This is a genomic window from Streptomyces sp. NPDC025833, assembly GCF_055558055.1.
This window is the reverse complement of sequence record NZ_JBVHNF010000021.1, coordinates 114,235-136,629: the sequence shown is the minus strand read 5'-3', so window position 1 is coordinate 136,629 and position 22,395 is coordinate 114,235. Positions and strand designations below refer to the sequence as shown.

Below are 22,395 nucleotides of genomic sequence, written 5' to 3'. Positions count from 1 at the left end.
TGACGGATCGCCTTTCGGGATGCCTTCGAGAGCCGTTCGGAGATCGAGTGGAGAGGAGAGGAGCGGAGAGGGCAGCCGCGCGGGGCCCGTGCGGTCCCTTCGCGGGCACGCGTGCTTGCCGCGGCCCGTCTCCCACGTGGGCAGCCGTTCCTTTGGGGAAGGCGCTCGTCTACCGGCGCGGCGCGGCGCGGGGCGGGGCCGGCCGGGTGGTGCGGTCCGGGGAGGTGCGGGGCGGCGGTCGGCGAACTACGGTCCCGGCCCGTGGGGGCCGCTCCCGAGTCGTACGTGCCGTGGGGTCAGGGCCGGCTCTCGGTGCATGTGGTCCCCCGATACGTGACAGTCGCCGTCATCCGTCGTCCGAGCGTCGACTCGATCCGTCTGTTGACGGCCGTTCATGACGGTCCGTCGGCTGTCGCTCGCGAGAATCACGGTACGGCGCGGCCGGGTTGGGCAGAAGGGCATGCCGCACTTCGGTGCGCAAGTCGCCTCTTGTGGACAACTCGCTCACTCGATCGGGTCAGAATCGGAGTGGTGCACGGGCCGGGTCCGGTCCCTTGATGCCGGACCGAGTCCGGGTTCATGCCGCTCGCCGGGTCCCCGCCGGTGACGTCCGACGGCTCCGGCCAGGACGGACCGGAGCCCGTACCGCGTCAGGAGCGGTCCGCCACCGCCGTCGGATCGTCCAGCACCGCGCGTACGACCGAGTGCGCCGCGCCCAGCAACGGGCCCTGCGGGCCGAGCCGGGACACCCGCACCGGGCAGGCCGGGCCCGCCGTACGCCCCGTCATTTCACTCTCCAGCGCGGGCAGCAGCCACGGCGAGAGGCCGGCCAGCGCCCCGCCGAGGACCACCGCCTGGGGGTCGAGCAGGTTCACCGCACCGGTCAGGGCGGTGCCCAGGGCCGTGCCGGCCTCCCGCAGCGCGTCCCGTACCCCCGCGTGGCCCGCCTCGGCGTGCTCCGCGAGCAGGCCCGCCAAGTCCTCCCGGGGCTCCAGCCCGGCCGCGCGCAGTACCGCGCCCTCGCCTGCGTACAGCTCCAGGCACCCCCGGCCGCCGCACGGGCAGGGGGGTCCGTCCGGCCGTACGGGCACGTGGCCCAGTTCGCCCGCGAAACCCCGGGTCCCGCGCAGCAGCCGGCCGTCCACCACGACCGCGGCGCCGATGCCGATCTCGGCCGACACGTGCAGGAAGTCGCCGGGGGTGCCGGCCGCGAGCCACAGTTCGGCCAGGGCGCCGAAGTTGGCCTCGTTGTCCACCGTGAGCGGCCAGCCGCCCGGCAGCAGGGCGCCGAGATCGGTGTCGTGCCAGTCGAGATGGGGGGCCCGTACGACCGTCCGGGCGTCCCTGGCGACCAGTCCGGGTACGGCGACCGCGAGCCCGGCGGGCCGGAGTTCTGCTCCTTCCGCCTCCGCGACGACCGTGCGTATGAGCGCCGTAAGGTCCGCGACGACGGGCTCGGGCGCCCGGCCGCGGTTGGTGCTGCGCCGCACGGCCCGGGCGCGGACCTCGCCGCGCAGGTCGACCGCGCACACCGCGAGGTGGTCGACGCCGATCTCCGCCCCGATCCCGGCCGGCCCCCGACCGCTCACCGCCAGTGCCGATCCCGGCCGGCCCACCCGGCCCGGCCGCTCGGGCCCGAGTTCCTCCAGCAGCCCCCAGCGGACCAGGTCGTCCACCAGGGTCGACACCGCCGCCCGCGTCAGACCGATGCGCGCGGCGACCGCGGCACGGGACAGCGATCCCTCCGCGCTGACGGCGTGCAGCACCCGGGCGAGATTGCGCCGGCGCATGCCCTGCTGGGTGTCGGGCAGTGCGCGCCCGGCCCCCGGCGGGCGCCCCTCGTGCGGCGGTGCGGTCATGCCTGCGTCGATCCTCGGAGTCTGCCGCCCGGCCGTGCACGGGCGCCTCGGTCACTGGGTCCGGGTCTCCCGCTCCAGCAACGGGGCCGCGTCGGAGAGTACCCCGGTGATCCGGTCCAGCGTCGTCCCGTCCCGCTCCACGGCCCCCAGCACCGGACCGGCGGCCGTGTCCCAGCGGCGGGCCACCGCCGCGGGATCCTCGCCCGTCAGCAGCCCGGCCGCCTGCGCCGCGGCGCCCAGGGCGACCAGTTCCCCGGCCCGGGGCACCTGGACGGGCCGTCCGGACAGCCGGCGCACGGTCCGCTGCCAGGCCGTCCCGCGGGCCCCGCCGCCGATCAGCAGCAGGGGGGTGCTGCGGTCCGCGTCCGCGTCGAGCACCAGCTCCAGCGCCCCGAGCAGCGCGTGCACCGCGCCGTCGTAGGCGGCCTGCAGCACCTGGCCCGCGGTCGTGTCGTGGCGCAGGCCGTGCAGCACACCGGAGGCGTGCGGCAGATTCGGGGTGCGCTCGCCGTCCAGGTACGGCAGCAGGGTCACGGACCCGCCGGGTTCCACCGCCTCCCGGTCCAGTCCCAGCAGGGCGGCCACGCGGTCCACCGCGAGGGTGCAGTTCAGGGTGCATGCCAGGGGCAGCCAGTCCCCGCGCGCGTCGGCGAAGCCCGCCACCGTGCCGGTCGGATCGGCGGGACGGTGCTCGGAGACGGCGTAGACCGTGCCGGAGGTGCCGAGGCTCAGTACCGCCGTGCCGGGCCGCAGCCCGAGTCCCAGTGCGGCCGCCGCGTTGTCGCCGGTGCCCGGAGCCACCAGCGTGCCCTTGGAGAAGGGCAGCTCGTGGCCGCCGCGCACGGTGCCGACCACCTCGCCGGGCCGCGCCACCCGGGGCAGCAGCGCCGGGTCGAGACCGATGTGCGCCAGGGTCTCCTCGTCGTACGTCTCCGTGCCGGACGCCCACCAGCCGGTGCCTGAGGCATCGCCGCGGTCGGTCGTGCCCTGCCCGGTCAGGCGCTCGGTGAGGTAGTCGTGGGGGAGCCGCACCGCCCTGGTCGCGCGGACCGCCTCCGGCTCATGCTCGGCGAGCCACGCCCACTTGGCGGCCGTGAAGGACGCGCCGGGCACGCTGCCGGTGCGGTCCGCCCAGGCCTCGGGTCCGCCCAGCTCCGCCACGAGCCGGCGGGCCTGCGGCGCGGAGCGGACGTCGTTCCAGAGCAGCGCCGGACGGACCGGCGCGCCGTGCTCGTCCAGGGTGACCAGGCCGTGCTGCTGGCCGGCGACCGACACGGCGGACGCCTCGTGCGCCGCCTCGCCGCACTGGCGCAGCGCCGTGCACAACGCGTCCCACCACTGGCGCGGATCGCTTTCCCGGCCCGCCCCGGTGGTCACCGCGTGCGGCGCCTGGCCGCCGGCCACGACCCGCCCGGTCGCCGCGTCGACGACCAGTGCCTTCGTGGACTGGGTGGACGTGTCCACCCCGACGACGAGCGGACCCTCGGCTGCTGACATCGGGTTCTCCCTCTTCAACGGCTCGGCGGGACGTGCGGGCTGGCGAAGACACCCCGCCGTCGAGGACATCCTGTCCCTTCCCCGCGGCGCACCCGCATACTAATTTGTAAACGGCCATGACGAAACAGTCGTCACCAGCGAGGAGCCGCACCATGAGCTACCAGCCCACACCCGAGGACAGGTTCACGTTCGGCCTGTGGACCGTCGGCTGGCAGGGGAGGGACCCGTTCGGCGACGCCACCCGCCCCGCCCTCGACCCGGCCGAGACGGTGCGGCGCCTCGCGGAGCTGGGCGCCCACGGAGTGACCTTCCACGACGACGACCTGATCCCCTTCGGCTCCTCGGAGGCCGAGCGCGAGTCGCACGTCAAGCGGTTCCGCCAGGCCCTGGACGCCACCGGCATGACCGTCCCGATGGCCACCACGAACCTGTTCACGCACCCCGTCTTCAAGGACGGCGCGTTCACCGCCAACGACCGCGACGTGCGCCGCTACGCCCTCCGCAAGACGATCCGCAACATCGACCTGGCGGCCGAACTGGGCGCGCGGACGTATGTCGCCTGGGGCGGCCGGGAGGGCGCCGAGTCGGGGGCCGCGAAGGACGTGCGCGCCGCCCTGGACCGCATGAAGGAGGCGTTCGACCTGCTGGGCGAGTACGTCACCGCCCAGGGCTACGACCTCCGCTTCGCGATCGAGCCCAAGCCGAACGAGCCCCGCGGCGACATCCTGCTGCCCACCGTCGGTCACGCCCTGGCCTTCATCGAGCGCCTGGAACGGCCCGAGCTGTACGGCGTCAACCCGGAGGTGGGTCACGAGCAGATGGCCGGCCTCAACTTCCCGCACGGCATCGCGCAGGCCCTGTGGGCCGGCAAGCTCTTCCACATCGACCTCAACGGCCAGTCCGGCATCAAGTACGACCAGGACCTGCGGTTCGGCGCCGGTGACCTGCGGGCGGCCTTCTGGCTCGTCGACCTCCTGGAGAGCGCCGGCTACGAAGGCCCCCGCCACTTCGACTTCAAGCCGCCGCGGACCGAGGACCTCGACGGCGTCTGGGCGTCGGCGGCCGGCTGCATGCGCAACTACCTCGTCCTGAAGGAGCGTGCGGCGGCCTTCCGCGCCGACCCGGAGGTGCGGGAGGCGCTGCGCGCGTCCCGTCTGGACGAGCTGGCCCGGCCGACCGCCGACGACGGTCTGCGGGCCCTGCTCGCCGACCGTGCGGCCTTCGAGGAGTTCGACGTGGAGGCGGCCGCCGCCCGCGGCATGGCCTTCGAACGGCTCGACCAGCTGGCGATGGACCACCTGCTGGGGGCACGGGGCTGAACGGACGGGGCCGGGGTGAGCGGCACTCGGCTCACCCCGGTCCCCACCCGGCCGGTCCTAGCGCGTCCGCGGCAGCCGCAGGTAGGTCACGGTCGTCTTGATCCCGCTGTCGTTCAGCCGGCCCCGGGCGTCGAACGCGCCCGCCCCGTCCGTCATCCCGAAGTCGTTGTCGTTGACCAGAGCGAGCGTGTCGTGATCCACGCGCGCGACGCCCTCGATCTTCCCGGGCACCCCGGCCACCTTGCCCAGGTCGACCACGAGCCGCTTGGCCAGCACCGGCACCCCCGCGGCCGCCGGATCGGCCAGCTGCTCCAGCGACGGGGACGTCGTGTCGTCGTCCCACCGTCCGCCCAGGATGTCCGAGCCGCGACCCAGCCGGACCAGCTGGAGCCGGGCCGCCTTGTCCGTGCGCTCCTCCACGAGCAGCCGGTCACGGCCGACCGCCACCACCGACGAGATCTTCAGCTCGGAGGTGTCGTCCTCGCCCGGGTCGACCACGTCCACCGGATCGAACCGGTAGGCGTACTCGGCGGTGACGGCCTGCCGGCGCGGAGAGAAACGCAGCAGCCGGGTCGTGCGCGAAGCGTCCCCGGCGTCCGCGTCCGGCAGCGAGAGCGGACTCTGCAGCGCCATCACCAGGTCGCCGCCGGGAAGCTGAGCCAGCCCCTCGAAGCCCCGGTTGGTCCTGCGGTGCAGCAGGACCGGCGGCAGGGCCTCCACCACCGGGTAGTCCGTACCGGTCAGCCCGAGTCCCTCGGGCACGTACCGGGCGAGCACCCTCCCGCGCGCGGAGACGTGCACCAGGGACGGCCCGTACTCGTCGACGAGCCAGAAGTCGCCCTTCGCGGACCGTACGATGCCCTCGGTGTCCAGGCCGTTCGGGTCGAAGGACAGCGGGGTCGCCGCGTCGTAGGAGTACGGTGCCTCGTCCCGGCCCTTCTGGTTGGGCAGACCGGTGACGGCCTTCCCGGAGGACGTGGTCAGCGGTATCGCGTCGACGACCGTCACCGCGGTCCCGGAGACCCGGATCCGCACGATCGCGGGGTCGAAGCCCGGCACCGGGAAGGTGCGGCGCTTCTTGCCGTCCACCTTGATCTGGCCGTTCGGGCCGCGATCGGTCACCGTCCAGAACTCGTCCTTGCGGCCCGCCGGGTAGATGTCGCTGCCGATGCCGCCGAGCTTCACCCCGTGGTCGTCGGCCACGCTGCCCGGCAGCAGGTGGTTGCTGAACGCGCTCAGCGGTACCTCTCCGAGCGCCGCCGTCCGGACGATCCGGGCGTCCGCGGACGGCGACGCCGTGGCCGTCCCCGTGGCCACGAGGACGGCGGCCAGGGCCAGGGGCAGGCCGGTGGCGGCGGAACGGTGGACGCGGCGCCGGCCGGCGGTGAGCGGGGACATCGGGTCTCCTCGGGACGAGAGCATCGGCTGCGGACACGATGGGACGCCCGCGGGAACGCCGTACGACCGTGGGGTGAACGCACGGCGTCCGCGACTCGTCGATCATGCCGACGGTGTCCGCACGTCAGAGGGCCCCGGCCTCCACCGACTCGGCGGCGGGACGCGCCGCGGCCAGTGCCGTCGCCGGATCGGGGTCGGCTCCGCCCGCGGGCGTCCAGCGGCCCCGCTCCTCGCAGTACGGCCACCAGCGGCCGTCCTTCCCGAGTCGCAGCTGCGCGCCGCCGTCGCGGACGGTCCACCGGTTGCCGCTCCGGTGGAACACCGGCCGCTCGTCCTCCTCCCAGGCGGCGTCCAGGGACGCACGCGCGCGTGCCAGGGCCGCCCCCGCCACATCCCACTCCTCGTCCAGTACGGCCAGTGCCGCCGGACCCCCGGCCCGCCAGGCGGCGACGGCCGTCGCCAGCCCGGCGGGTCCGCGCCCGGAGCCTGCCGCGAGCCGCTCCGCGACGGCATCGGGAACGGGTCCGCAGCCCAGCCGTACGGCGTCCTGACCGGCGGTCACGGCGGTGCCGGCCGTCTCGCCTCCCGGGGCCGCCGCCAGCAACCGGTACGCCTCCACGGCGGTACGGCCGGCCAGGTGTTCCAAGGCCGCGGGATCGACTCCCGCGGTGGCCTGACGTCCGGTGGCGAACGACGGCGGTGTGCCGGGCGCCGGCGGGAGCCCGGGCAGTGCGGGCAGCGGAGGCAGGATGCCGGAGGCCGCCCACGCCTCGGCCGCGTCCACACCCCGGGGCCGTCCCCCGGGCGCCCCGGCCGGCTCGGACCGCCGCGCGGTGCCGCGGACGTGCAGCTCCGCCAGGAACGCGTCCTTCTCCCGTCCGCGCAGCAGCAGGAGCAGGAACGGGTCCCCGTCGAGCAGTCGCGCCACCTGGTGGCACAGGGCCGCCGTGTGCCCGCAGTGGTCCCAGGTGTCGCAGTCGCACTCGGGCTCCAGGTCCCCCAGGCCCGGCAGGAGGTCGATCCCCGCCACGGCCGCGTCCTCGACGAGGTGCGGCGGAAGCTCCCGGTCCAGCAGGGCGGCCAGGTACCCGGCCTGTTCCACGGCCAGATGCTGGAACCGCCCCCACTCCTCGTCGGACAGCACCGGCAGCAGGACGTCGGCCCGGTGGGCCGTGTCGCCCGGACCGCGTACGACGGCGGTGACCCGGCCCGGTCGCACGGTCACCGCGCCGACACCGCCCGCGCGCGCGATCCGGCGTCCCGCCTTGACCTCCGCCCCCTCCAGGGCCGCGTCCTCCAGGGCCCGCAGCCAGGCGCGGCCCCACCAGCTCCGGGCGAAGCCGCGGCCGCCCACGGGCGGCAGCGCGGCGAACGTGCGCCCCCCGTCACCGCCGTGCTCGTCCTCGTGCCGGCTCATCGCGCCTCCCCGCGCAGTTCGACCAGTGCGGCCAGTTCCGTGTCCGACAGTTCCGTCAGCCCGGCCTCGCCGGCCCTGAGGACGGCATCGGCCAGTTCGCGCTTGCGGTCCAGCATGTCCGCGATCCGGTCCTCCAGGGTTCCCTCGGCGATCAGCCGGTGCACCTGCACCGGGCGCGTCTGCCCGATGCGGTGGGCGCGGTCGGTGGCCTGCGCCTCCACCGCGGGGTTCCACCACCGGTCGTAGTGCACGACGTGCTCGGCCCGGGTGAGGTTCAGCCCTGTCCCGGCGGCCTTGAGCGACAGCAGGAACACCGGCGCCTCGCCCGCCTGGAACCGGCGCACCAGGTCCTCGCGCACGGCGACCGGGGTGCCGCCGTGCAGGAGCAGCGAGGGCACTCCGCGCGCTGCCAGGTGCCTTTCGAGCAGCCGGGCCATGTGTACGTACTGGGTGAAGACGAGCATGCCCGAGCCCTCCGCGAGGACGGTGCCGAGGAGTTCGTCCAGCAGCTCCAGCTTCCCCGAGCGCCCCGTGAGCCGCGGATGGTCCTCCTTCAGAAATTGCGCCGGGTGGTTGCAGATCTGCTTCAGACCGGTCAGCAGCCGCACGATCAGTCCCCGGCGCGTCATGTCGTCGGCTGCGGCGATGCGGTCCAGGGTCTCGCGGACCAGGGCCTCGTACAGCCCCGCCTGCTCCGCCGTGAGGGCCACGGGGTGATCGGTCTCGGTCTTCGGCGGTAGTTCGGGAGCGACACCGGGGTCGGACTTGCGCCGGCGCAGCAGAAACGGTCCGGCCAGCCGGGCGAGCCGCTGCGCGGCGGCGGGGTCCCGGCCCCCCTCGACGGGCTGCGCGTACCGGGTGCGGAAGGTGCCGAGACGGCCGAGGAGACCGGGGGTCGTCCAGTCGAGGATCGCCCACAGCTCCGTCAGGTTGTTCTCCACCGGGGTCCCGGTGAGCGCCACACGCGTGCGTGCGCCGATCGTGCGCAGCGCCCGCGCCGTCGTGGAGTAGGGGTTCTTGACGTGCTGGGCCTCGTCGGCCACGACCATTCCCCAGGGCACGTCGGCGAGCCGTCCGGCGTCCAGGCGCATCGTGCCGTACGTCGTCAGCACGAACTCCCCGTCCGCCACCGCGTCGAGAGCACGCGCGGGACCGTGGAAGCGGCGCACCGGCACGCCGGGGGCGAACCGCTCGATCTCACGCTGCCAGTTGCCCAGCAGCGAGGCCGGGCAGACCACGAGCGAGGGACCGGCCGACGCGGGGTCGGCCTGCCGGTGCAGGTGCAGCGCGATCAGGGTGATCGTCTTGCCGAGCCCCATGTCGTCGGCGAGGCAGCAGCCCAGACCGAGGGCCGTCGTACGGGCCAGCCAGTCGAGGCCGCGCAGCTGGTAGTCCCGCAGGGTGGCGGCCAGACGCGGCGGCTGCCCGACGGCACCGGCTCGCCCGGTGGCCGTGAGCCGATTCCGCACGTCCTCCAGCCATCCCGTGGGCCGTACGCCGAGCCGGTGCCCGTCGATCTCGACCGATCCCGTGAGCGCCGCGGCCAGCGCCTCCATGGGAGTGAGGGAACGGTCCTGCTCGGCCCGGGCCCGCGCCGCCTCGCGCGGATCGACCAGGACCCAGCCGTCGCGCAGCCGCACCAGGGGGCGCTTGCTCTCCGCGAGCCGGTCCAGTTCCTCGCGGATCAGCTCCCGGCCGCCCAGGCCGTACCGCCGGCCGAGGGTGACCCCGGTGTCCGCGGACAGGAACTGCTGGGCGGCGGAGGAGGACCCGCGGGGGAGGGCGCCCTCCGCCGGCGGTCCGACGACGGCGTGTGCGGTGAGGCCCAGGGCGGCCGTCTTCGGCCAGTGCACGTCGACGCCCACGGCGGCCAGCGCCCGCGCGCCTTCGCCCAGCAGCTCGGTGACCTCTTCGTCGGCCAGTTCCACGGCGTCGGGGACGGCGGCCGAGAGCAGTGGCGTCAGCGGTGGCCACGCCCCGGCCGCACGGCGCAGCGCCAGCAGGGCGTCGGCACGCGCGCGTGCAGCGGGCTCCGTGCGACCGGCATCCGCTCCTGACCACAGGGCGGTGGCGTCCATGACCTGTGACATCGCGCCGTGACCGTGCACCTGGAGCACCGCGCGGAAGCGGCCCGGGGCGTCGTCCGGTACGGCGTCGTCGAGGCCGGGCGCCTCCACGCGCAGCGACAGCCGCACGCCCGCGTCGAGACCGTCGGCGAGGTCGTCGGCCCACGCCCGCAGCGCGGGCAGGTGCTGCGGCTCGGCCACCGCGTAGGCCGGCCCCCCGGTCACCAGCGGGGCGGCGGGGGAGCGCGGGAGGACATCGGCGACCGCGTCGAGGAAGGCGCACAGCAGCCCCTCCGGCTCGGGCAGCAGGAGCGGCCCCTCCACGTCGAGCGGCACGGCATGCGCCTCCGGGGGCATGGCTGCGGCGAGTTCGCGGACCAGCTCCGCCTCGCGCGCGGACAGCGGTCCCACGCGCCAGGCGTCGTGATCGCCCGGGGACAGGCCGGGCAGGAGGAGTCCGCGGGCCAGGAAGCCGAGGGCCAGTTCGTACGCGGTGCGCCAGAACGCGGCGGCCCGGTGTTCCTCCGGCAGTCCACGCGCGCGTACGAGCACGGGGAGGGCGCTGCGGACCGGAAGCAGGACCAGGGGTACCGGGCGGCGTTCGACTCCGCCGTCCGCTGCGGGCACGGCGAGGTCCAGGCGGGCCGCGCGGCCCTCGGGCAGTGGGGGCGGAGTCTCGCCGTCCGGTCGCCAGAACCCGATCCGGCCCGCGCGGGGCGGATCGGAGGGCAGGAACACGACGCCGCAACGGGCCGGTTGCAAGGGGGCGGAGGGTGGTGCCAGGGGGTCGGGCCGCACAGCTCTGTCGCACTCCTCAAGTTTGACTACTCGGCCGAGGCGGCCGAGAGTACAGCACCGGGACGACCTCGGGGCGTGCGGAGGCCGCGATCGGCGTCACTTCACCACCTGTTCGAAGGCGGGGGGCGTCGCCGGGCGTCCACCTAGGGGGCGTACCCGGGGATGTATCAGGGGTCCGGCGCGGAACCGGGGGGAGCGGGAAGCCGTTCTCAGAACAGGAAGCGGCAGTGGCCGCGGAGGAGGCGACGCTCAATGTCCAAGCACGCGAAGATCGCCGCAGGGGGTGTGGCGGTCGGACTGATCCTGTTGATATGGCTGCCGTGGTGGGTGTCGTTCCTGATCGTGGTGGGCGTCCCCGTGGCCGCGTACCTCGCCCTGGATCCCGCGCAGCGGCGCAGGCTCCGCCGGGTCACCCGCAAGGAACTCGGCCGCTGAGGCGCCCGCGGACGGGGCAGGGGACCGCCGGTCGCCCCCGGGCCGCGGCGGCCTTCCGTACCGAACGGCCGGGGCGCGGGACTCCTGCGGACCCAGGGGCCGCTGCCGGTGAGCGGCGGCAGCGGCCCGGGTGAGGGCGGATTGCGCTGCGGTGGCCGGTGCGGCCGGCGCGCCGACCGGCAGGGCCCGGGCGGCCGTGCCCTCGCACCGGCACGAGGGTCCCTGGCGGGCCGGGAGACGCTGCCTGCGGCGGTCCCGCCTCACAGGGGTCGTACGGCCATCTTGTCGAGCGCTTCCAGCAGGCCCGGCAGCCGGGGGCCCCGGCCCACCGGCAGGACCTCGCCCGGCTTGTCGTCGAGCAGGACGAACGCGATGTCGTCGGTGCGGGCCACCAGCGACCAGCCGGGACCGTCCGCGCGCAGCGTCCGGGCGTCGCCCGGGGCGAACGACGAGCGCACCCGGCCGAGCGGCGGCGGCGAGTCGACGTAGGCGTGGGCCTCCGCGAGCACCCGGCGGACGCCGGTGAGACCGCCGTTCCCGCCGCCGCTCCCGCCCCCGGATACGGACGCCGGTGCCTCCGCCGGTTCCCGCGGCGGGGTGAATTCGGCGTCATCGATCTGCTGCCGCCAGGTTCCCCATTGCAGCGCGATCACGTCGGCGCCCAGTCGGCGCTGCGCGGCCCCCCAGGTATCGGTGTCCGGCGGGCTCAGCACCGGCCCGTCCGCCGCCTCGGCCGGGGGGTCGTGCGGCGCGGGCACGCCGGGTGCGGACACGGCGACGGCCAGCGGCCACCCCGGCAGCGCGGTCACGACCGTGCGCTCGTCCGGCGACAGGTCGTACTCCATGCCGCAGTCCCACGACGCGATCGCCACGGCGACCAGCGAGACGTCGTCGACGACGACCGTCCAGCGCGCACCGTCCCCGTCCTGGCCCAGCACCAGCCCGTACCCGTCGGCGCGCGGCGGGAGGCCCAGCGCCGCGCATGCCTCCGGGTAGTCGTCGCCCAGCACGCTCGGGAACTGCGCCGGCGTCAGCAGTACCGCCGTCAGCACGTACAGCGCATCGTCCGCGGCGGCGACGGCCTCATCGTCCGTCCCGGCCATCCCTGCCTCCCCAGTGGTTCGTCCGCCATCGGCGCGCACCCTAGTGCGAGCGGAAGCCGCTTGTCACGACTCCGCGCACCACGCGGAGCTGCAGGTTTCCGCCTGGACAGGGGCGAAACGACCACGGCCGGAGCAGGAGATTCCGCTCACGTCCCGGGCAGGCCGAGGAGCTCGCGGGCCACGGCGTCCGGTGACGCGCCGCGCTCCCGGGCCAGCGCCACGACCGCCCGGCAGGCCAGCTCGCTCACCCCGAAGGAGAGTGCCTCCGGCGACACCCAGGCGGCCGCCTCCTCGATCCGGTCCTGGTCGTCCTCCGCCCGCGCCGCCACATAGGCGGCCGCCGCGTCGAACAAATTGTGCGCACGCTTCTCCCGGACGCCCGCCGGGCCGGTGTGCGCGGGAGAGCGGAGCCGGCCGGCGTACCTGCGCACCATGTCGAACACACGGACCACCTTCTCCTCGGACGGGCTCGGCGCCCATCTGCTCCTTCCCAAAGTAGAGTTGGAGATCCGGTGGCAGAAGGGGGACGGCGCGGTGAAGCGGTACGAACACCTCGGGAGGATCCGCCGACTGGATCCGGTGGCGGACGCGGTGGAGATCTACCGGATCAGCGTGTCGGCCGAGTTCCCCTGGGACTACACGCGCGCCCTCGAACTGGCCCTGTACCGCACCTACGCCGTGCCGGGCATCGGACGTCTGCTCGCCCGGACGGCGGAGCTGACCGAGCGCACGCAGAAGCGGTACGACGACACGGTGCTGCTCCTCGACACCGTCGTGGAACACGGCTTCGCCGCGGAGGAGGGCCGCAGCGCGATCCGCCGCATCAACCAGATGCACCGCAGCTACGACATCAGCGACGACGACATGCGGTACGTGCTGAGCACCTTCGTGGTGGTGCCCCGGCGCTGGATCGACGCCTACGGATGGCGGCGGCTCTCCCGGCACGAGATCGTCGCCACCACCGAGTACTACCGCACCCTCGGCCGGCACATGGGCATCCCGGACATCCCCCGTACCTACGAGGAGTTCGAAGCCCTCCTCGACACCTACGAAGAAGCCAACTTCGGCTGGGACGAGGACGCCCGGCGGGTCTCCGACGCCACCTTGGAACTGATGGCGTCCTGGTACCCCCGCCCCCTGGCGCCCCTGCTGCGCACGGCGACCCTCGCCCTGCTCGACGAGCCGCTGCTGCGCGCCTTCCGCTACCCGATTCCCGGCGCGGCCACCACCGCGTTCGTGCGCCGCGCCGTGCGGACCCGCGGACGGCTGGTCCGGTTGCTGCCACCACGCCGCGCTCCGCACTTCGCCCGTCAGAACCGGGAGATCAAGGGCTATCCGAACGGCTACCGGGTGGCCGATCTGGGCACCCGCCCGGTCCCGGGGCTGCGCGGCTGCCCCGTCCCGCACCGGGACACCTCGGCGGTCCGGCCCGTCGAGTGAGGAAAGGCTGTCGTGCGGCCAGGCCGGTCCGGCCCGGCTCGACGACCCGCGCGACGCTGAGGAGTCCCGGTCCGGACCCGGTGACGCGCACGCTGCCCGAGGGAACGCACGCCGGCGGTGTCTTCCTTCAGAGCGAGCGCGCAGGCCAACTACCGTGCCGCGAAGCCCGAAAGCCGTCGGAGTGCGCGTGGTGACGGTGCCCGGCGCCGGGCACAACGCCGTTTCCGGCAACCCCGACGCCTTCATCACGGCCGCCGCCGGAACGGGCTGACGTCGACGGCCACCCGTCAGTCCTCGCGCACCGCCAGGGCCAGGAAGCGGGCGTCCTCGTCCACGTACGACGTCATGCGCCAACCCGAACCGGCCAGCAGGGGGCGGAGGTTGGCCTCCGCCCGCAGGTCGTCGGGCGTGATGCGGCGGCCCTGGCGTGCCGCCAGGGCCGCCCGGCCGATCGGGTGGAAGAGTGCCAGGGTGCCGCCCCACCGCACGCACCGGGCCAGTTCCCGCAGATTGTCCGTCGGCCGCGGAAGGTGGGCGATCAGACCGGCCGCGAACACGGCGTCCAGACTGCCCGAGCGCAGCGGCAGCGCGGCGACGTCCGCGAGCAGCAGCCGTGCGGCACGGTCCCGGCCGGCCCGTACGGCGGCCTGGAGCATCGCCGGGGTCAGATCGGCCCCCAGTACCACCCCGGAGGGGCCCACGGCGGCCCGCAGCGGCGGCAGAGCCCGCCCGGTGCCGCACCCCGCGTCCAGCACGCGGTCTCCCCGGCCGAGTCCGAGGCCGGCCACGGCGGTCGCGTAGGCCGGACCGTCGTCCGGGAACCGGCTGTCCCAGTCGGCGGCCCGGGCGGTGAAGAACTCCTGGACGTGTGTGTGGTCGTCGCTCATGCTCCGCATGATCCCTCACCGCCACGAGAGATGTCCCTGCGCGCACATTCGGACGGGACCCGGCCGTTCCCTCGCAACCGTGCGCGTTCTTCGGTGCGCACTCCGACCCGCGCCGCACGAAGCGTCGGTCCGGCTCGCCGGCCACGCCGGGCGGCCGCACACCGCCCGGCTCCGGCACCCGGCCGGCCGCAGCAACCCCTCAGGCCGCCAGGTCGCGCACGGCCACCAAGTCGTCGATGCCGACGCGGACGAGGAGTTCACCCGGTACGCCGTTGCGGGCGCCGTACTCCTCGGCGCGTTCCTCCCCCATGTACCGGGCGGCGATCCGGGTGGCCCACAGACGCACCTCGGCCAAGTCCTCCGAAAGCCGGGCGCGGCCGCTCAGCACCACGAAATGGAACGGCGGGCGTTCGTCGTCCACGCACAGCGAGACCCGGCCGTCCCGGGCCAGATTGCGCCCCTTCACCGTGTCCTTGCCGGTGTTGAACACCAACTCGTCCCCGTCCAGGAGGAACCAGACCGGAGCCACGTGCGGGCTGCCGTCGGCGCGAACGGTGGACAACTTGGCGGTGCGGGTGCCGTCCGAGACGAACGCCCGCCACTCCTCATCGGTCATCTTCTCTGCCATGCGCCCATCCTGCTTGCCCGCGCGCCGGTCGTGGTGAAGGCTGGCGGAAGCTCCTCCAGCCAGGGGGAGACGTCACACGGGGAGATGGACATGGTGCAGAACCAGGGCCTCGGCTGGCTCCTGGACGATCTGACCGAGCGGGTGGACCACGTCCGCCACGCACTCGTCCTGTCGAACGACGGGCTGGTCACCGCGGCGAGCACGGGCCTGCGCCGCGAGGACTCCGAGCATCTGGCCGCCGTGGCATCGGGGCTGCACAGCCTGGCCAAGGGCTCGGGACGCCACTTCGGCGCGGGCAGGGTACGCCAGACGATGATCGAGTACGACGACGCCGTGCTGTTCGTGACCGCGGCGGGCACCGGCAGCTGTCTGTGCGTGCTCAGCGGGGCGGAGGCCGACATCGGTCAGATCGCCTACGAGATGACCCTGCTCGTCAACCGGGTCGGCGAACACCTCGGAGTCGATGCGAGGCAACCGGAACGAACACGATTAGCGGATAGCTGACCTGCGGTTTTCCCTTCGTGCGTGGAGTTATCCACAGGGTCGTCACGGAGCGCGACGAAACGGCTACCGTGAAACCACGACCCGCGCACCGGGCGTGAGTCACGAACTCCCGGGGGAGTACGACCATGTCGGCAAGCACCTACGGCCCGCCCCGCCCCGACAGCTGCACGTCGAGCCGTGCGGCACGCGAACTCGGCCTCAAGCGCGGCGAGTTCGACCTCGCGGTGCAGCTCGGCCACATCCGGACCGTGCCCGACGAGGGTGGAGGAGGGGGACGCCGGGTGGAACGCGCGGAGATCGACCGTCTCCGTGCCCAGGACAATTTTCCCGAGTCCCTCCGCGAGCGGGTGCGGGTCGTGAGCACGACGGAGGGTGCCGCCCTCATCAGGATCCCGGCCGGCCGCTTCAGCCGGCTCGCCCGCCTGGGGCTGCTCGTGCCGGTCGCCTTCTACCTCAACCGCTACCGAGCCGTCGTCTGGCTCTACCTGGTGGAAGAACTGCGGCAGTTCGCGTCCTGTGCGGAGAACGCGCCCCTGCTCACGGGGCGTACGCCCAAGACCCTGCGCGGCCAGCTGGCCGCGGGAGTGGATGTGCGGGCGCGCAACTGGCGCGGGCGCCGGCTGGGGTTCCTGCTCCGGCAGGCCGACGGCCCCTGGGCCCGTGCCGGGGCCGTGGCCGCCTTCCTGGCCCCCGCCGAGGTCGCCGCAGTCGTCGTGGACCCGGCCGAGCGCGCCCACCTGGACCGGTTCCGGCCGGCTCCACCGGGGCACGCGGCGACCGGTTCCGCCGCCGCGGAGATCGCCGACCGGATCACCAGGGCGCAGGACGCGGACGAGATCGGCTGGCTGCGCAGCGAACTGGCACACTCCGTCGGAGAGGCACGCGCCGCTGCACCCCGTCCGGCCCGCCGCGGCAGGCAGGCGGTGCGGACGGCCGCGCGGCCCATCCCTCCGATGGCCCGGACGGTCACCGCACCCACGGGGGACGCCACGAGGCGTCCGGTGCCCGCGACGCGGGCCGACGGGCCGGAAGCACGGACGCGTGAGCCGGCGGCCCGGACCGCTGCGCCGCCCACACCACCTCGTCCTCCGGCAGCGGCTGTCCGAGAGCGGACCGGGCGACCAGCGGAGCCGGCGCCGCGTCATCCTGACCCGACCGCGCGGCTCACGCAGGCGGCTTCCGGACAGTCCGAGGTGCCGGCACCGGCCGTCTGGTCTCCCGGCTCCTGCGAGGCGACCGGCCGCCGTCCCGTGGCACCCGCGCCGCATCCTGCGACATCTGCCCGTCCCCCGGGCCCGTGCGGCCCGTTCGAGGAGTCGGCCGGGCGACCGGGAGCGGTCCTGGTCGCCCGGAGCCGCCGGCCGGTACAGCCCGCTGCGCCGCGGCCGTCCCGTGGAGTGCGAGCCTGGCTGCGGCGCAGAAGCCGACAGTCCGCGAGGCCCGCGGCGGCCGCGGGCCAGGGCGGGCACCCGGTCGCCGCGCTGACGCCGGGTGCTACAGAGCCCTGAACAGGCCCTCCTGGACGACCGAGACGAGCAGCCGCCCCCGCAGGTCGTAGATGCGCCCGCGGGCCAGCCCGCGCCCGCCCGTGGTGATCGGGGACTCCTGGTCGTACAGGAACCACTCGTCGGCGCGGAACGGCCGGTGGAACCACATGGCGTGGTCCAGCGAAGCCATGTCGAAGCTCCTCGGCCCCCACAGGGGCTCCACCGGAATGCGGACGGCGTCCAACAGGGTCATGTCACTGGCATAGGTCAGCGCGCAGGTGTGGACCAGGGAGTCGTCGCCCAGCGGACCCACCGCCCGCATCCACACGGCGCTGCGCGGCTCGGCTCCCGCTATCTCCTCGGCGTCCCAGCGCAGCCGGTCGACATAGCGGATGTCGAACGGCTGGCGGCGCGCCATCCGCTCCAGCTGCTCCGGCAGCGCGCCCAGCTGCTTGCGGATCTCCTCGGTGACCGTCGGCAGCGTCTCGGGGTGCGGCACCTCGCGGGCCGGCGGCAGCTGGTGCTCGAATGGTCCTTCCTCAGGCTTGTGAAAGGAGGCGGTCAGATTGAAGATCGTGCGGCCCTGCTGCACGGCCGTGACCCGGCGCGTCGTGAAGGAGCGCCCGTCACGGACCCGCTCCACCTGGTACACGATCGGTACGCCGGGCCGGCCCGGGCGCAGGAAGTACGCGTGCAGCGAGTGCACGGGACGGTCGCCGTCCGTGGTGCGTCCGGCGGCGACCAGTGCCTGGCCCGCCACCTGGCCGCCGAACACCCGCTGGAAGGATTCCTCCGGGCTGCGGCCCCGGAAGATGTTGACCTCGATCTGTTCCAGGTCGAGCAGGTCGACCAGCCTCTCGGCCGGATTCGTCATCGGTGGGATTCTCCTTGGCTTGCCGGTGGCCGTGACCGACTCACAGCTGGCCGACGTCGGTGATCCGGACGATCGCCCGGCCCTCTGCGTCGGAGGCGGTGAGGTCGATCTCGGCGCTGATGCCCCAGTCGTGGTCGCCGTTCGGGTCGTCGAAGATCTGACGGACGCGCCAGAGGCCGTTCTCCGGCTCCTCCTTGATGACGAGGAGCTTCGGCCCGCGGGCGTCCGGGCCGGTGCCCAGGTCCTCGTACTCGTCCCAGTACTTGTCCATCGCCTCGCCCCACGCGTCGGCGTCCCAGCCGGCGTCTGCGTCCATCTCGCCCAGTTCCTCCACCTGGTCGAGGGCGGCCAGCTCCACCCGGCGGAACATGGCGTTGCGGACCAGCACGCGGAAGGCACGGGCGTTGGTGGTGACCGGCTTGACCTCGTCGGCCTTCTCCCGGGCCTCCTCGGCGGTCATCACCTCCGGGTTGGCGAGCTGCTCCCACTCGTCCAGCAGGCTGGAGTCCACCTGGCGCACCATCTCGCCCAGCCACTCGATCAGATCCTGGAGGTCCTCGGACTTCAGGTCGTCCGGGATGGTGTGGTCGAGCGTCTTGTAGGCACCGGCGAGGTAGCGCAGCACGATGCCCTCGGTACGGGCCAGCTCGTAGAAGGACACCAGCTCCGTGAAGGACATGGCCCGCTCGTACATGTCCCGGATCACCGACTTCGGCGACAGCGGGTGGTCACCGACCCACGGGTGGCTCTTGCGGTAGGTGTCGTAGGCGTGGAAGAGCAGCTCCTCCAGCGGCTTCGGGTACGTGACGTCCTGGAGGCGCTCCATGCGCTCCTCGTACTCGACGCCGTCCGCCTTCATCGCGGCCACGGCTTCGCCGCGCGCCTTGTTCTGCTGGGCGACGAGGATCTGCCGCGGGTCGTCCAGGGTGGACTCGACGACGGAGACCATGTCGAGGGCGTACGACGGCGACTCGGGGTCGAGGAGCTCGAACGAGGCCAGGGCGAACGTGGACAGCGGCTGGTTCAGCGCGAAGTCCTGCTGGAGGTCGACGGTCAGCCGGACGATGCGGCCCTCGGCGTCCGGCGCGTCGAGCTTCTCCACGATCCCGCCGTCCAGCAGCGAGCGGTAGATCGCGATGGCCCGGCGGATGTGCCGGAGCTGCTGCCTGCGCGGCTCGTGGTTGTCCTCCAGGAGGTGGCGCATCGCCTCGAACGCGTTGCCCGGGCGGGCGATCACCGACAGCAGCATCGTGTGCGTCACCCGGAAACGCGAGGTCAGCGGCTCCGGATCCGACTCGATCAGCTTCTGGAAGGTGTTCTCCGTCCAGCCGACGAAGCCCTCCGGCGCCTTCTTGCGCACCACCTTGCGCCGCTTCTTCGGGTCGTCGCCCGCCTTCGCCAGCGCCTTCTCGTTCTCGATGACGTGCTCCGGCGCCTGCGCGACCACGAGTCCCGCGGTGTCGAAACCGGCGCGGCCGGCCCGGCCCGCGATCTGGTGGAACTCGCGCGCCCGCAGCGTGCGCACCCGGCTGCCGTCGTACTTGGTCAGCGCCGTGAACAGCACGGTGCGGATCGGCACGTTGACGCCGACGCCGAGCGTGTCCGTGCCGCAGATGACCTTCAGCAGACCGGCCTGGGCGAGCTTCTCCACCAGTCGACGGTACTTGGGCAGCATGCCGGCGTGATGCACGCCGATACCGTGCCGTACGTAACGGGAGAGGTTGCGGCCGAACTTCGTGGTGAAGCGGAAGTTGCCGATCAGCTCGGCGATCTTGTCCTTCTCCTCGCGGGTGCACATGTTGATGCTCATCAGCGCCTGCGCCCGCTCCACGGCCTGCGCCTGCGTGAAGTGCACGATGTACACGGGGGCCTGCCGGCTCTCCAGCAGGTCGGTGAGCGTCTCCGTGAGCGGGGTCAGCTCGTACTCGTAGGAGAGGGGCACCGGGCGGGTCGCCGAGCGGACCACCGAGGTGGGCCGACCGGTACGACGGCTGAGATCCTTCTCGAAGAAGGACATGTCACCCAGAGTGGCCGACATCAGGATGAACTGTGCCTGCGGGAGTTCCAGCAGGGGGATCTGCCAGGCCCAGCCGCGGTCACCCTCCGCGTAGAAGTGAAACTCGTCCATGACGACCTGGCCGACATCCGCGTCCTTGCCGTCGCGCAGCGCGATCGACGCCAGCACCTCGGCGGTGCAGCAGATCACGGGCGCGTCGGCGTTCACGGAGGCGTCGCCGGTGAGCATGCCGACGTTCTCGGTGCCGAAGATCTTGCACAGCTCGAAGAACTTCTCCGACACCAGCGCCTTGATCGGCGCCGTGTAGAAGGTGACCTCGTCCCGGGCCAGCGCGGCGAAGTGCGCGCCCGCGGCGATCATGCTCTTGCCGGACCCGGTCGGTGTCGAGACGATCACGTTCGCCCCGGACACCACCTCGATCAGCGCCTCCTCCTGATGCGGGTAGAGGGTGAGGCCGCGCTCCTGCGCCCACGACTCGAAGGCTTCGTACAGGGCATCGGGGTCGGCGGTCGGCGGCAGCTGATCGATGAGGGTCACGCCCCCATCTTGCCTGGCCCACCCCCCGAGCGGGGAATCGGCTGCGGGTACGAAGATCACGGCCGCTACGCTGTGTCGCCGATGCAGCGTCAGCGCACCGGGACAACTGGACAGCGGCGCACGAGGAATGGGGCAGGAAGCGGCCATGATGGGACCAGCACACTCACTGTCGGGAGCCGCGGCCTGGCTGGGCGTCGGAGCCGCGGCAGCGGCGGCGGGGCACGCGATGCCCTGGCCGGTCCTCCTCGTCGGTGCCCTGATCACCGCCGGTGCCGCGCTCGCCCCGGACCTCGACCACAAGGCGGCCACCATCTCGCGGTCCTTCGGACCGATCTCCCGCGGGCTCTGCGAGATCGTGGACAAGCTGTCGTACGCGGTCTACAAGGCGACCAGGAAGAAGGGCGACCCGCGCCGGTCCGGTGGGCACCGCACGCTCACGCACACCTGGCTGTGGGCCGTACTGATCGGCAGCGGCTGCTCCGCGGCGGCGATCACCGGGGGCCGCTGGGCGGTGCTGGCGATCCTGTTCGTGCACATGGTGCTCGCGATCGAAGGACTGCTGTGGCGGGCGGCCCGCGGCTCCAGCAGCGACGTCTTGGTCTGGCTCCTCGCGGCGACCAGCGCGTGGATCCTCGCGGGAGTGCTGGACCAGCCGGGCAACGGCTCCGGCTGGCTGTTCACCGAGCCCGGGCAGGAGTACCTGTGGCTGGGGCTGCCGATCGTGCTGGGCGCGCTGGTGCACGACATCGGGGACGCGCTGACCGTGTCCGGCTGCCCGATCCTGTGGCCGATCCCGGTGGGCCGCAAGCGCTGGTACCCGCTGGGGCCCCCGAAGGTGATGCGGTTCCGGGCGGGCAGCTGGGTCGAGCTGAAGGTCCTGATGCCGGTGTTCATGCTGCTCGGGGGAGTGGGCTGCGCGGCGGCACTCAACGTGATCTGAGGAAGGTCGTGCACGAGCCGCGGACGTCCACGGGCCCCGGCCCCGGGGCGCCCCCGGGATCAGGTCGCGTCGCCGGCGTCCGCCGCGCCGTACCGGCGCTCGAAGCGGGCGATGCGTCCCTCGGTGTCGACCGTGCGGGCCTTGCCCGTGTAGAAGGGGTGGCTCTCCGAGGAGATCTCCACGTCGACCACCGGGTAGGTCCGGCCGTCGTCCCACTCGATGGTCTGCTCACTCGTTGCGGTCGACCGGGTCAGGAAGGCGTATCCGGCGGCCCGGTCCCGGAACACCACGGGGTGGTAGTCGGGATGCTTGTCCTGCTGCATGGCGGCTCCTCGTGCGGGGTGGTCGGGACGGGGGAGTCCGGACGGGGCCGGCCGGCCGGACCGTCAGCCGGGCAGGGTGTCCTCGTCGACGATGTGGATGGCGGCCTCCTCGGCGGAGGCGGCGGCTCCGTCGATGCCGACGTCGGTGGCGACGAGTGCGGCCTCCTCGTCCTCGTGGGCTCCCTCGTCGGGGGCCACCAGCCGGCCGGAGCGGTGATGGCCGACCTCGTTGTCCAGAAGCTCGCCGTCCGTGCCTTCGCAGTCGCCGATGCCGTCACCGTCGGGAGCGGCGGGCTCGGGCAGTTCCTCGGCCAGCCGCTGGTCGAGCGTCTCGCCCGTCTGGCGTTCGGACGCCGTCACGCCGATGTGCTCGACGGCCCACGGCCGCTCGGGAGGGGACCAGCCGCGGTCGAGCGGTTCGGCGACGCCGTCGAAGTCCAGTGTGTCCTCGACGTCGAGCACCCCGGTGTCCTCGGCGATCTCCGAGGGGTCGGGCTGGTAGACGTCGTCCCCCCAGCCGTCGGCGCTGTCCACGGGTGCCTCCAAGTGGTGAGAACGGCCGGATGCCACCCCGGCGGGCGGCGGGCCGCCGGAGTACACGGCACGGGGTTCACACACCGTGAACCGCCCGGTTCCGGGGCGTGCTCCGAGCCGATGCCCCCGCTTCCCAGAGTTCCACCCCTGCTCGGCACCGCGCAACGGCACGCCTCCCGGAACGGGCGGTGCTTCCCGGGCCCCGGCAGCACTGCGCCCACCGGACGCGGACCCGCCCCGGACGGCCGGCCGCCGGCTCCGGATGGCCGGTCGCCCGCCGCGGCTCGCCGGCCGCCCACCCCGGACGGACGCCTGCGCCCCCGGAATGGACA

General features: G+C 73.7%; 19 protein-coding genes. 6 read left to right on the top strand and 13 right to left on the bottom strand.

Translation table 11 applies throughout. The features are described 5' to 3' along the window. Positions 1–650: 650 nt before the first annotated feature. Positions 651–1,859: an ROK family protein gene (locus ACZ4K2_RS31740; protein ID WP_467478503.1), complete on the bottom strand. Its 1,209-nt coding sequence runs from the start codon at positions 1,857–1,859 to the stop codon at positions 651–653. A 51-nt stretch (positions 1,860–1,910) separates the two neighbouring features. Beyond that, positions 1,911–3,356: a xylulokinase gene (gene xylB, locus ACZ4K2_RS31735; RefSeq protein WP_467478500.1), complete on the bottom strand. Its 1,446-nt coding sequence runs from the start codon at positions 3,354–3,356 to the stop codon at positions 1,911–1,913. Positions 3,357–3,508: 152 nt separating this feature from the next. Here xylB and xylA point away from each other — a divergent pair, with 152 nt between their 5' ends. Beyond that, on the top strand, positions 3,509–4,675 hold the full coding sequence (gene xylA / locus ACZ4K2_RS31730) for a xylose isomerase (protein WP_467478498.1): 1,167 nt from the start codon (positions 3,509–3,511) through the stop codon (positions 4,673–4,675). A 57-nt stretch (positions 4,676–4,732) separates the two neighbouring features. Here xylA and ACZ4K2_RS31725 read toward each other — a convergent pair whose 3' ends face one another. The 3 genes from ACZ4K2_RS31725 to ACZ4K2_RS31715 all read right to left on the bottom strand — a co-directional run bounded on the left by ACZ4K2_RS31725 (position 4,733) and on the right by ACZ4K2_RS31715 (position 10,354). Continuing rightward, complete coding sequence (locus ACZ4K2_RS31725; protein WP_467478496.1) at positions 4,733–6,073, bottom strand: esterase-like activity of phytase family protein; 1,341 nt, start codon at positions 6,071–6,073, stop codon at positions 4,733–4,735. A 124-nt stretch (positions 6,074–6,197) separates the two neighbouring features. Further along, positions 6,198–7,490, bottom strand: a complete 1,293-nt coding sequence (locus tag ACZ4K2_RS31720; protein ID WP_467478495.1) for an SWF or SNF family helicase — start codon at positions 7,488–7,490, stop codon at positions 6,198–6,200. Then, positions 7,487–10,354, bottom strand: a complete 2,868-nt coding sequence (locus tag ACZ4K2_RS31715) for a DEAD/DEAH box helicase (RefSeq protein WP_467478493.1) — start codon at positions 10,352–10,354, stop codon at positions 7,487–7,489. Before ACZ4K2_RS31715 ends, ACZ4K2_RS31720 begins: the two co-directional genes overlap by 4 nt. A gap of 252 nt (positions 10,355–10,606) precedes the next feature. Here ACZ4K2_RS31715 and ACZ4K2_RS31710 point away from each other — a divergent pair, with 252 nt between their 5' ends. Continuing rightward, on the top strand, positions 10,607–10,789 hold the full coding sequence (locus ACZ4K2_RS31710; protein ID WP_467478490.1) for a hypothetical protein: 183 nt from the start codon (positions 10,607–10,609) through the stop codon (positions 10,787–10,789). A 260-nt stretch (positions 10,790–11,049) separates the two neighbouring features. Here ACZ4K2_RS31710 and ACZ4K2_RS31705 read toward each other — a convergent pair whose 3' ends face one another. Both ACZ4K2_RS31705 and ACZ4K2_RS31700 read right to left on the bottom strand, forming a co-directional pair. Continuing rightward, positions 11,050–11,892 carry a hypothetical protein gene (locus tag ACZ4K2_RS31705; protein WP_467478487.1) on the bottom strand — a complete coding sequence of 281 codons (843 nt, stop codon included), beginning with the start codon at positions 11,890–11,892 and terminating at the stop codon, positions 11,050–11,052. Positions 11,893–12,038: 146 nt separating this feature from the next. Beyond that, the gene (locus ACZ4K2_RS31700; protein WP_467478485.1) at positions 12,039–12,335 is read right to left on the bottom strand and encodes a hypothetical protein; all 297 of its coding nucleotides are present in this window, start codon (positions 12,333–12,335) and stop codon (positions 12,039–12,041) included. 91 nt (positions 12,336–12,426) lie between these two features. Here ACZ4K2_RS31700 and ACZ4K2_RS31695 point away from each other — a divergent pair, with 91 nt between their 5' ends. Continuing rightward, the gene (locus ACZ4K2_RS31695; RefSeq protein WP_467478580.1) at positions 12,427–13,332 is read left to right on the top strand and encodes an oxygenase MpaB family protein; all 906 of its coding nucleotides are present in this window, start codon (positions 12,427–12,429) and stop codon (positions 13,330–13,332) included. Between the two features lie 287 nt (positions 13,333–13,619). Here ACZ4K2_RS31695 and ACZ4K2_RS31690 read toward each other — a convergent pair whose 3' ends face one another. Continuing rightward, positions 13,620–14,219, bottom strand: a complete 600-nt coding sequence (locus ACZ4K2_RS31690; RefSeq protein WP_467478483.1) for a class I SAM-dependent methyltransferase — start codon at positions 14,217–14,219, stop codon at positions 13,620–13,622. A gap of 199 nt (positions 14,220–14,418) precedes the next feature. Beyond that, entirely contained in the window at positions 14,419–14,847 is a 429-nt protein-coding gene (locus ACZ4K2_RS31685) for a PPOX class F420-dependent oxidoreductase (RefSeq protein ID WP_467478481.1), read from the bottom strand. Positions 14,848–14,937: 90 nt separating this feature from the next. Between ACZ4K2_RS31685 and ACZ4K2_RS31680 the strand changes: the two genes are divergently transcribed. Then, positions 14,938–15,351: a roadblock/LC7 domain-containing protein gene (locus tag ACZ4K2_RS31680; RefSeq protein ID WP_467478478.1), complete on the top strand. Its 414-nt coding sequence runs from the start codon at positions 14,938–14,940 to the stop codon at positions 15,349–15,351. Positions 15,352–15,476: 125 nt separating this feature from the next. Beyond that, positions 15,477–16,859, top strand: coding sequence for a DUF6397 family protein (locus ACZ4K2_RS31675; RefSeq protein WP_467478476.1), 1,383 nt, complete (start codon positions 15,477–15,479; stop codon positions 16,857–16,859). Here the strand turns inward: ACZ4K2_RS31675 and ACZ4K2_RS31670 are convergent. Beyond that, positions 16,846–17,712 (bottom strand): acyl-CoA thioesterase, encoded by an 867-nt coding sequence (locus ACZ4K2_RS31670; protein WP_467478474.1) that lies wholly within the window; start codon positions 17,710–17,712, stop codon positions 16,846–16,848. The genes ACZ4K2_RS31675 and ACZ4K2_RS31670 overlap by 14 nt on opposite strands. A gap of 40 nt (positions 17,713–17,752) precedes the next feature. Continuing rightward, the gene (locus ACZ4K2_RS31665; protein ID WP_467478472.1) at positions 17,753–20,266 is read right to left on the bottom strand and encodes a DEAD/DEAH box helicase; all 2,514 of its coding nucleotides are present in this window, start codon (positions 20,264–20,266) and stop codon (positions 17,753–17,755) included. Between the two features lie 145 nt (positions 20,267–20,411). Here ACZ4K2_RS31665 and ACZ4K2_RS31660 point away from each other — a divergent pair, with 145 nt between their 5' ends. Next, positions 20,412–21,206, top strand: a complete 795-nt coding sequence (locus tag ACZ4K2_RS31660; protein WP_467478469.1) for a metal-dependent hydrolase — start codon at positions 20,412–20,414, stop codon at positions 21,204–21,206. Between the two features lie 59 nt (positions 21,207–21,265). Here ACZ4K2_RS31660 and ACZ4K2_RS31655 read toward each other — a convergent pair whose 3' ends face one another. Both ACZ4K2_RS31655 and ACZ4K2_RS31650 read right to left on the bottom strand, forming a co-directional pair. Then, positions 21,266–21,529 carry a type B 50S ribosomal protein L31 gene (locus ACZ4K2_RS31655; protein ID WP_467478467.1) on the bottom strand — a complete coding sequence of 88 codons (264 nt, stop codon included), beginning with the start codon at positions 21,527–21,529 and terminating at the stop codon, positions 21,266–21,268. 63 nt (positions 21,530–21,592) lie between these two features. Further along, positions 21,593–22,063 (bottom strand): DUF5709 domain-containing protein, encoded by a 471-nt coding sequence (locus ACZ4K2_RS31650; protein WP_467478464.1) that lies wholly within the window; start codon positions 22,061–22,063, stop codon positions 21,593–21,595. Positions 22,064–22,395 lie beyond the last annotated feature (332 nt).